7 protein-coding genes are annotated in these 9,889 nt (G+C 42.0%); 5 read left to right on the plus strand and 2 right to left on the minus strand.

The features are described from left to right. Window positions 1-2 precede the first annotated feature (2 nt). Genes Q0064_RS12295 through Q0064_RS12305 form a run of 3 tightly spaced genes read left to right on the plus strand, consistent with a single transcriptional unit; the run spans window position 3 to window position 2,358 of the window. Window positions 3-590 carry a tRNA-(ms[2]io[6]A)-hydroxylase gene (locus Q0064_RS12295; RefSeq protein ID WP_298148513.1) on the plus strand — a complete coding sequence of 196 codons (588 nt, stop codon included), beginning with the start codon at window positions 3-5 and terminating at the stop codon, window positions 588-590. After that, window positions 587-1,099: a GNAT family N-acetyltransferase gene (locus Q0064_RS12300; RefSeq protein ID WP_298148514.1), complete on the plus strand. Its 513-nt coding sequence runs from the start codon at window positions 587-589 to the stop codon at window positions 1,097-1,099. Before Q0064_RS12295 ends, Q0064_RS12300 begins: the two co-directional genes overlap by 4 nt. Continuing rightward, window positions 1,096-2,358, plus strand: coding sequence for an MFS transporter (locus tag Q0064_RS12305; protein WP_298148515.1), 1,263 nt, complete (start codon window positions 1,096-1,098; stop codon window positions 2,356-2,358). The genes Q0064_RS12300 and Q0064_RS12305 overlap by 4 nt, the downstream gene beginning before the upstream one ends. A gap of 741 nt (window positions 2,359-3,099) precedes the next feature. Here Q0064_RS12305 and rpsA read toward each other — a convergent pair. Continuing rightward, window positions 3,100-4,860 (minus strand): 30S ribosomal protein S1, encoded by a 1,761-nt coding sequence (gene rpsA / locus Q0064_RS12310; RefSeq protein ID WP_094486184.1) that lies wholly within the window; start codon window positions 4,858-4,860, stop codon window positions 3,100-3,102. A gap of 466 nt (window positions 4,861-5,326) precedes the next feature. Continuing rightward, window positions 5,327-7,558 carry a M1 family metallopeptidase gene (locus tag Q0064_RS12315; RefSeq protein ID WP_298148516.1) on the minus strand — a complete coding sequence of 744 codons (2,232 nt, stop codon included), beginning with the start codon at window positions 7,556-7,558 and terminating at the stop codon, window positions 5,327-5,329. 386 nt (window positions 7,559-7,944) lie between these two features. Between Q0064_RS12315 and dnaX the strand changes: the two genes are divergently transcribed. Together dnaX and Q0064_RS12325 are read left to right on the plus strand one after the other, a co-directional pair. Then, on the plus strand, window positions 7,945-9,030 hold the full coding sequence (gene dnaX / locus Q0064_RS12320) for a DNA polymerase III subunit gamma/tau (RefSeq protein ID WP_298148517.1): 1,086 nt from the start codon (window positions 7,945-7,947) through the stop codon (window positions 9,028-9,030). A 233-nt stretch (window positions 9,031-9,263) separates the two neighbouring features. After that, on the plus strand, window positions 9,264-9,662 hold the full coding sequence (locus Q0064_RS12325) for a hypothetical protein (RefSeq protein ID WP_298148518.1): 399 nt from the start codon (window positions 9,264-9,266) through the stop codon (window positions 9,660-9,662). Window positions 9,663-9,889 lie beyond the last annotated feature (227 nt).

Below are 9,889 nucleotides of genomic sequence, written 5' to 3' on the forward strand. Positions count from 1 at the left end.
CGATGATGCGCTTGCAATTGCCAACCGATCCGCGTTGGGTTGATATTGCATACGAGAATATTGAAGAAATTTTAACCGATCACGCCTGGTGCGAACAAAAGGCGGCATCGAACGCCATTACTATTATTACGATTAATTCCGAATATCAGGATTTAGTTACCGATATGTTGCGCGTAGCCAAAGAGGAAATCGATCATTTTGAGCAAGTTCACGAAATGATTAAAAAACGCGGACTTGCTTTGGGTCGGGAGCGTAAAGACGATTATGTAGGCGAGCTCGCCAAATACATGAAGCAACAAAATAACGGCAGCCGCGTTTCGGGTTTTGTGGAACGTATGCTGTTTTCAGCTATGATCGAAGCCCGCAGCTGCGAACGTTTTAAAGTTTTATCGGAACACATTCCCGATCTTGAACTGGCCGCATTTTATCGCGAACTTATGGAAAGTGAAGCACAGCATTACACCACTTTTATTCATTACGCAAGAAAATACGGACAAGGAATCGATGTCGAAAAACGTTGGCGCGAATGGCTTGATTACGAAGCTTCCGTAATCGCAAACTACGGCACAAAACAAGCGATCCACGGATGAGTAGCGTGCAGTTAATTGCCGCCTCTGCTGCCGATATATCAAGTATAAAAACTCTAGCGCGCGAAATTTGGCCCGATTGTTACGGCAGTATTCTTTCGCAAGAGCAAATCAGCTATATGCTCGATTTGTTTTATACCGAAGAAAGTCTACTCACGCAAATGCAAAACGGACAAGATTTCTTTCTCATTCGTCAACACGAACAGACAATCGGATTTCTAGCTGTTCAATGCGATTACAAAACAGCAGGAAACGCCCGTTTACATAAGCTGTATCTGAAAACAGCTACGCAAGGCAAAGGAATCGGACAAAAAGTTTGGCAAGAAGTTGAGCACTATCTTAAAGAACAACAACAACTTACAATCGAGTTAAACGTAAATCGATATAATCCGGCGAAGCATTTTTACGACAAGTGCGGTTTTACTGTTTCTGAAACGGTCGATATTGCCATCGGAAACGGGTATTTAATGGAAGATTTTGTGATGGTGAAAAACCTGACAACCAATTTATGAAACAATCTTTTTTCGAGAAAAATCCGTCGCTGCTGCTCCGCGAATTTCAAATATTTCTAGCAAGCCGATTTGGAGTGGTTTTTTCACTAAACATGCAAACCACCATCATTTTCTACTGGATTTACGAATTAACAAAAGACAAGCTAACACTCGGATTAATAGGTTTGGCGGAGGTAATTCCAGCCGTGGGCATCTCGTTTTTTTCGGGCTATATCGTCGATCATACCGAGAAAAGAAAAATGGTACTTGCTTGCATATTAGGTTACATACTTGTAAGCGTACTGTTGGTTGGCGTAGCGTATTTTCCGTTTGCAGATCGTTCGCTGCAAGTGGTTTGCATATTTGTTTTGGTCTTTTTAGGCGGCGTACTGCGCGCGTTCTATAGTCCGTCTATCTTTTCACTCTTTGGAAAAATCATGCCCAAGTCGCTGTATCCCAATGCTACGTCGTGGTCGTCTATGTCTTGGCAACTTGGCGCGGTAATCGGACCCTTAACCGCCGGATTTTCTATTGCGTTACTCGGAATCGAAAACGCGTTGATTTTTATTGTTGCCGTTCAGGTTGTAATGCTGCTAGTAACAACGTCGATAAAGCCACAAGCGCACGAAGTTTTGGTAAAAGAGCCGGTTTTGCGCAGCGTTCGCGAAGGCTTACAATTTGTGTTTAAAACGCCGGTTTTGTTTTCTGCTTTGTGTCTCGATTTGTTTTCGGTGCTGTTCGGCGGAGCCATCGCGCTACTTCCGGTATATCAAAAAGAGATTTTGTTCATTAGCGATATGGGTTACGGAATACTTCGAGCCGCTCCCGGAATTGGCGCTTTACTTACGTTAGGATTGCTGGCGTTTCTGCCTCTAAAAACCAAACCCGGCATAAAATTGTTTTGGTGTGTGGGCGGTTTTGCCGTGAGCATCATCATTTTTGGAATTTCGAAAAATTTCTATTTGTCGCTTGCTATGTTGGTTTTATCGGGTATGTTCGACGCTGTTTCGGTTGTTATTCGTTCGATTATTTTACAGCTCACTACTCCCGATCACATGCGTGGCAGAGTGGCAGCGGTTAATACCATGTTTGTCAGTTCTTCGAATGAGTTGGGCGATTTCGAAAGTGGTTTAATGGCGCATTGGCTGGGAACGGTTCGGGCGGTTGTCGTTGGCGGCTGCATCACCTTGGGCGTGGTATTGTTTACGTTTGCTAAGGTTCCGCAACTTCGAAATTTTAAGTTTGAGGACGACACCGATAAAAAAAATCGCGAACCGTAGTCCGCGATCTTGATATATAGTTGCTCCCTAGAAGGGAAGGAGTGGGGATATACATCCCGACAATTCCAAATGGTCAATAATCATGCCAGTTAGAATAATTCTTTAGGTAATTTGGGCGCGCCGGCACACGAGTCGTCGCTGCGCAAAAAGTGTGCACGCCGTCACGTGTTCCGCTTTATCTTTTTTGCCAAAACAGTAGTGGAAATACCGAAGCGCAAAAAAGGATATCGCTGCACCCGTTCGCGCGGGAAAGGTGCAAGTTAGGAATAGAAAAAATGGAAAAAGCAAAAAAATAGAAAGAAAGCGTGAGAATGAAAAAAAAGGGAAAATGGAGCACTATGTTTCACGAAGTTTTTCACGATGTACGCAATGCCGCCTTCGACATACTCAGGTACCGACGATGCGCGGGCTCAGGAGGGCAAACTGATACGTTAAGTGGTAAACGTCACGATCCCGATAGCTATCGGGACTAGCTTCCCAAAAAATGATACATGCAGTGGTGAACGTCGCTGAGTATCGCTCCCGCAATAGCGATTGACGCGAAAACCCCACAGCGAGGAGGCACGACGAAGCGAGGAGTTGTAGCAGAAAGCGCGGGCGACGCTTGCACTCATTTTCGATGAAGCAAAATCGTTGCGGCGCATTGCCCAAAAACTAAAAAAGCTGATTCTTATTATTCTGAAGTACTATCCCATAAAAAAAGCCCGACAATGCCGGGCTTTCTCTCAGAATTAATAAGGATTATTTTCCACCTTTTTCCATCTTCGCTTTCAAAGCAGCGAGGATGTCGTTGTTATCACCAAGTGTAGATGTTACTTGGTTGTTGTTAGCTGTTTCAACAGCAGCTTTTGCATTCTTCTCTTCTTCCTCACGGAAAATAGCAGTATGCGAAGCTACAACACGCTTGAACTCTTTGTTGAATTCAATGATTTTGAAATCAGCTGCATCTCCTTTTTTCAATTTCTTACCGTCTTCTTTTTCTAAGTGACGAGTTGGGATGAACGCTACGATATCGCTGTTAAACTCTACAGTAGCACCTTTGTCAACGATCTCGCTGATTGTTCCGTTGTGAACGGTTCCAACTGCGAATGAATCTTCGTATTTATCCCAAGGATTTGCTTGTGTTTGTTTGTGACCTAACGAAAGTTTACGTCCGTCAACATCTAATTCTAACACTACTACATCAAGTTTCTCGCCTACGCTAACAAACTCAGATGGGTGCTTGATTTTCTTAGTCCAAGACAAATCAGAAATGTAGATCAATCCGTCGATACCTTCTTCTAACTCAACGAATACACCGAAGTTAGTGAAGTTTCTAACGATACCTACGTGCTTGCTACCAACAGGGTATTTCGCGGTGATATCTGTCCATGGATCTGGAGTCATTTGTTTTACACCAAGCGACATCTTACGCTCTTCTCTGTCGAGTGTCAAGATAACTGCCTCAACAGTATCGCCAACTTTTACGAAATCTTGAGCAGAACGCAAGTGCGTAGACCAAGACATTTCAGAAACGTGGATTAAACCTTCAACACCTTCAGCAACTTCGATAAATGCACCGTAGTCAGCAATAACAACAACTTTACCAGTTACTTTATCGCCTACTTTCAAGTTTGCATCTAAAGCATCCCATGGGTGTGCATTAAGCTGCTTCAAACCTAATTGGATTCTTGTTTTCTCATCATCGAAATCAAGAATTACTACGTTCAATTTCTGATCAAGCTCCAATACTTCGCTTGGGTGGTTGATGCGTGACCAAGAAAGGTCGGTGATGTGAATCAAACCGTCTACACCTCCTAAATCGATGAACACACCGTAAGAAGTAATGTTTTTCACAACGCCTTCAAGAACTTGTCCTTTTTCTAACTGACCGATAATTTCTTTCTTCTGAACTTCGATATCAGCTTCGATAAGCGCTTTGTGAGAAACCACAACGTTTTTGAATTCGTGGTTGATTTTCACCACTTTGAATTCCATCATTTTATTCACGTACTGATCGTAATCGCGGATTGGCTTCACATCGATTTGTGAACCTGGTAAGAACGCTTCGATACCGAATACGTCAACAATCATACCTCCTTTAGTTCTGCATTTCACAAAACCATTTACGATTTCACCTGAGTCATGAGCAGCAATTACGCGATCCCATGCTTTGATGGTACGTGCTTTTCTGTGAGAAAGTACCAACTGTCCGGTTTTGTCTTCACGGATGTCGATAAGTACCTCTACTTTGTCGCCTACTTTAAGGTTTGGGTTGTAACGGAACTCGTTAAGGGAAATTACACCTTCAGATTTTGCATTGATGTCAACAATCGCATCGCGGTCTGTGATACGAACTACAACACCTTCTACAACCTCTTCTTGATCCGTTGAAATGAACGTTTTAGCAACTAATTCCTCGAATTCTTTCAAGTTTTTTTCGTCAACCGCGTCAATTCCTTCTTGGAAATTGTGCCAGTTAAAGTCCGCTAAAAACTGTTCTTTGTTTACTGTTTCAGACATAATCTGATTTAAAAATTTGTATTCTGATGTTTCGGAATGCTGCAGCAAAAACCTTCAGAAGTTGTTTTTCAATAAATTAGTTCATCCCTTTTCTCACATTCCACTGCCTTGAAAAGGTGCGCAAAAGTACAAAAAAGTTATTAATCCTGAAATTGTTAGAAGAATTTTAAGCTCAGAAAAATAGAAATCTATCGAATTGCAAGCTACTTACTCGTTCCTCAAAATCGATTTCCATAAAAATAGCGATATGCTGAAAACAATTTACTACGCCGCCCATGGTTGCGATTTTCATTCTAACTTTAGTACTGTACTTTGGTAAACGAAACAACTATAAGCAAGCATTTCTGAAATTAAAGAAGTGATATGGACAGTAATCAACGGTTTATTCGCTAAGCATTTTAGAAAACAAAGCCTGAATTCAAGTTCGTAACTTAAATTCAGGCTTTAAAAAGTCGATAAAACGTTCTTACTGCTTTGTAAAAGGAATAGATCGTCCTTGAACATTAATATTAGCGGTCTTTCCGTCCTCTAAAAACTCAACAGTTAAACCAGCTTCCGGAAATGAAAACTTGTTTGGACCTGATGATTGAATTGGGAATTTTCCTTGACCTACAATTTCGATATTCAATTCATCGTCTTCATTTGTGAATTTTAAGGTCACAGGAGCTTTATCGCTTTTGTATGTTCCCACGAATTTCTCAAAGTCTGGTGCTTTTTCAATTTCACCTGTAACCGAGTTCCAAAGGTTATTTGCCGGATTGCTGTCTGGCAAAACTTTATCGGGATCTAACATGATGTTTCCAATTTCTTCGGTCGAGTCGGCCTTAAATGTCCACACTTTATTGCGTTGCCAGATATCTACCGGTAATTTCACTGTTAGCGATCCGCCCGACTTGTACGTAATTTTACACGTAACCGGCATAGCCATTTGCTGAAGGTTTTCGATGGTGATAATCGAACCTTGCTTAGGATCGTTTTTCGGGTACTTTATCTTTACAATCTTTTGGTCGAGTTTCCAATTATTCTTGAACCAAGCACGCCAAAACCAAGATAAATCTTCGCCGGCAACGTTTTCCATGGTTCTAAAGAAATCGTATGGTGTAGGATGTTTGTACGCCCAACGCTCGATATACGTTCTGAATGCTTTATCAAAGCGCTCTTCTCCGAGTACTTGTGTGCGCAATACTTCGAGTGCCGTAGAAGGCTTTTCGTAGGCTAATAAACCTAAGTTACGCTCTTGCAAGTTATCTGGCGCAACCATTACAGGTTCTAATTCTTTTCCTGTAAGCACTTCTGCCATGGCATGACGGTCTGGTTTCGGATTATCATATTCGCCACCATTAAAAGCAGCCGTACTTAAACTATTGATAAACGTATTGAAACCTTCGTCTTGCCACGCGTACATACGTTCGTTGCTTCCTACGATCATCGGGAACCAAATGTGACCAAATTCGTGATCGGTTACGCCCCATAATGCTGCTTTTTTTGCTTCCGCTTCACAAAAAACAATGGCTGGATATTCCATTCCGCCTACTACGCCAGCAACATTCACGGCTACGGGATACGGATACGGAAACCACTTTTCAGAATAGTGTTCGATAGATGCTTTGGTGTATTCTGTTGATCTTCCCCAACCGTCATTGTCTTTTACTTCTGCTGGATAAGCCGAAATTGCAAGCGACTTTTTACCTCCGGGAAGATTGATTCTAGCGGCATCAATAACAAAAGAAGCCGACGATGCCCAAGCGATATCGCGGGAATTCTTCAACGCGTATTTCCAAGTAAGTGTACTTTTACCTGTTGGTCGCGAATTTGCATTCGAAACTTCCTCTGCTGTACGTATAAATACCGTTTTATCGGATGCTGCAGCTGCTGTCCAGCGTTTTTGTTGTTCGGATGTGTAAACTTCAGCAGGATTTTGTAACGCACCACCGCAAACTACAATGTGATTTGCCGGCGCAGTTACGCTCAGGTTAAAATCGCCATATTCCAGATAAAATTCGCCAGCTCCGAGATAGGGCAAAGTATTCCATCCTGAAATATCGTCGTATACACAAAGTTTAGGATACCATTGTGCGATTTGAAAAATGTTACCAGCTGGTGTTTCGTAAATGCCCAGACGGTCGCTTCCTTGTTTTGGAATTACGAATGAAAACTCAATTTTCAGCGTAACTTGTCCGCCTTTTGCTTTCAATGCCGCGGGTAAATCAACTTGCATGCGCGTATCGTAAATACGAAAAGGAACTTCTTTTTCAGTGGTAGTTTTACCGACTGTCGATACTACTTTAACGGATTTGATTTTGTGTCCGCCGTCGAACTTCTCACCACGAGATCCGTTGCGACTACCTTTTAAAGGAACAACTGCATTTCCGCGTGAATCTTCTCTAAAGAGATTTTGTTCCACATACATCCACAAAAACGGCAAATTATCCGGACTGTTGTTGGTGTACTTAACTGTTGCTGTTCCAGCTACCGTTCGATTTTGATCGTCGAGCGTAACTTTCAAATCATAGTCGGCGCGATTTTGCCAATACGCATATCCCGGAGCTCCCGAAGTGCTTCTGGTTCCCGACGGATGATCTGTGTAAAATCCCGGACCAAACGTTTCGTTGTAATTGTAAACCGATTCCTCTTTTTCTTGCGCCTGGAGTTGAAAGAAAAGCACACAAGCTAAGAGCACATAATACCTTAATGTCATATCAATTAGATTTTTACAAAGAAAGTAATTTCAAGATTGCGCAGCACCTTCCTTCGAAAGAAAATTCACTACTTTTTTTGAACATGCAATAGTCGGTAACGCACTTGCGATTTTACACGCTAAACAATCCAATTCTCTGCAATTTTACAAGAAAAGAAGTCGATTCATGAACTGCCCCTTGTTGATAACTAACGTTTGAATTTCAAGGTTGGAAATATCGGTTTCCTAAGGAAATTGTAGCATAAAATGCACATGATTTTCCATAATACTCAATAAATCAAACGATTGAATTGATTTTAAAATCTTGCTCGGAATTTGGGAATTAAGTTTGAAAAAAGAAGAGGCATTCTGAAACAGATTAATATATTTGTTGCAGACATACGTTTATGGATCAATTCGTCGTTTCTGCTCGTAAATACCGCCCAACCACGTTTAAAGATGTAGTTGGCCAAGAGGCTGTTACCTCTACTTTATTGCGTGCTATCGAAACAAATCACTTGGCGCAAGCCCTACTGTTTACGGGTCCGCGTGGTGTTGGGAAAACAACCTGCGCGCGAATTCTAGCCCGAAAAGTAAATCAGCCCGATTACGACGATCCGAATGAAGACTTTTCATTCAACGTATTTGAGCTCGATGCGGCGTCGAATAACTCGGTAGATGACATTCGAATGCTTACCGAGCAAGTGCGTATACCGCCGCAAACCGGAAAATATAAGGTATATATCATCGACGAGGTGCACATGCTCTCGCTCGCTGCTTTTAACGCATTTTTAAAAACCTTGGAAGAACCGCCTTCCTACGCCATTTTCATTTTAGCGACCACCGAGAAACACAAAGTACTGCCAACGATTTTATCGCGTTGCCAAATTTTTGATTTCAAACGCATAACCGTAACTGACGCTAAAAATTATTTAGCAGAAGTAGCTAAAAGTCAGAATGTTACTGTTGAAGACGAAGCTCTGCAAATCATCGCTCAAAAAGCAGATGGTGCCATGCGCGACGCATTGTCGATTTTTGATCGTGTTGTTACCTACGCCGGAAATCATCTGAGTCGAAAAGCTGTTAGCGAGAACCTAAACGTTTTAGATTACGATGTGTATCTGGAAATGACTGAAAATCTGCGTCAAGCGAATATTCCTGCGGCATTAATTCAGTTTAACGATATTTTGAGTCGCGGATTCGATAGCCATCAATTTATTATTGGATTGGGCTTACATTTTCGCGATTTACTTATGGTGAAAAATCCGGGAACGCTCGATTTAATTGAAGCTGGCGAACTTACCAAACAAAAATATGCCGCACAATCGCAAACGGTAACGGTAGATTTCTTGTTGCGCGCTATAGACTTGGCAAATGCGGCCGATTTAAACTTCAAATCGTCTCAAAATCAGCGATTACTGCTCGAACTTTGCCTGATGCAAATTTGTTCGCTTACTGCCGACCCTGAAAAAAAAAATCTAGGTTTTTCATAATTCCACCTAACGGTCAGGTCGCTGTACAAGAAACGCCCGCAGTTAGCAACCAAAGTACACCAACTGAGACTCCAGCAGTTACTTCTGCTGAAGTCGAAAATCAGGCAGCAGAAATAGCAAAACAAGCTGCACCGAGTAGTCCGCCAACACCCGCAGTAGCAAGCGGTTCGTATGTTTCGGCAACGTCATTAAAAGCCTTAGCGTTAAAAAAAGAACTGCAAAAAGCAGCGGGATTGGAACTCCGACCATCTACCGATATACATCTGCGCGAATCGTTTACGGAAACAGATTTTCGCATTTACTGGTCGAAATATGCGCAGAAATTAGGGGATAGCGGACAAAAAATTGCCGAATCGTTACTGCTGATGAACGAGCCGCGCTTGGAAGGAACGCAAGTTTTTGTGACTTTTCCGAACGAAGGTTCTAAGCTCGATTTTGAAAAGGAAATTCCAGCACTTTTGGGGTATTTGCGCGGACATTTGAAAAATCACGACATCGACATCGAAGTAGCGGTTAATGAAAACGCAAAGCCGAAACGGTATATTACACCTCAAGACAAGTACAACCGCTTGGAAGAAATTAATCCGTTGCTTGATAAGCTGCGCCGAACCTTCGATTTGGAATTGGATTAAGAGGAGTGATACTGTGGTAACAGACAATTTTTACGAAAGCATAACTTTTACCTCCAAATTAAGATTTTTTTTGTAATGCGTCGCTAAGTCTTAATACTCCAATCTTACTACTTCCAAAAAATATGTGGAAAACCCGTAATCGTATATCGATTTTTTTTAAAATCTTCGCTTTGATGGGGGCGGGAGGGATGGGGAGCGATTCCCACGTACGAAATTCCTCGAAATAA

This window comes from Flavobacterium sp., assembly GCF_027490375.1.
GTDB lineage: Bacteria > Bacteroidota > Bacteroidia > Flavobacteriales > Flavobacteriaceae > Flavobacterium.

Excerpts from the sequence above, each read along its gene's own strand:
- Q0064_RS12295 (WP_298148513.1), top strand. The coding sequence starts at position 3 with ATGATGCGCTTGCAATTGCCAACCGATCCGCGTTGGGTTGATATTGCA.
- Q0064_RS12300 (WP_298148514.1), top strand. The coding sequence starts at position 587 with ATGAGTAGCGTGCAGTTAATTGCCGCCTCTGCTGCCGATATATCAAGT.
- Q0064_RS12305 (WP_298148515.1), top strand. The coding sequence starts at position 1,096 with ATGAAACAATCTTTTTTCGAGAAAAATCCGTCGCTGCTGCTCCGCGAA.
- rpsA (WP_094486184.1), bottom strand. The coding sequence starts at position 4,860 with ATGTCTGAAACAGTAAACAAAGAACAGTTTTTAGCGGACTTTAACTGG.
- Q0064_RS12315 (WP_298148516.1), bottom strand. The coding sequence starts at position 7,558 with ATGACATTAAGGTATTATGTGCTCTTAGCTTGTGTGCTTTTCTTTCAA.
- dnaX (WP_298148517.1), top strand. The coding sequence starts at position 7,945 with ATGGATCAATTCGTCGTTTCTGCTCGTAAATACCGCCCAACCACGTTT.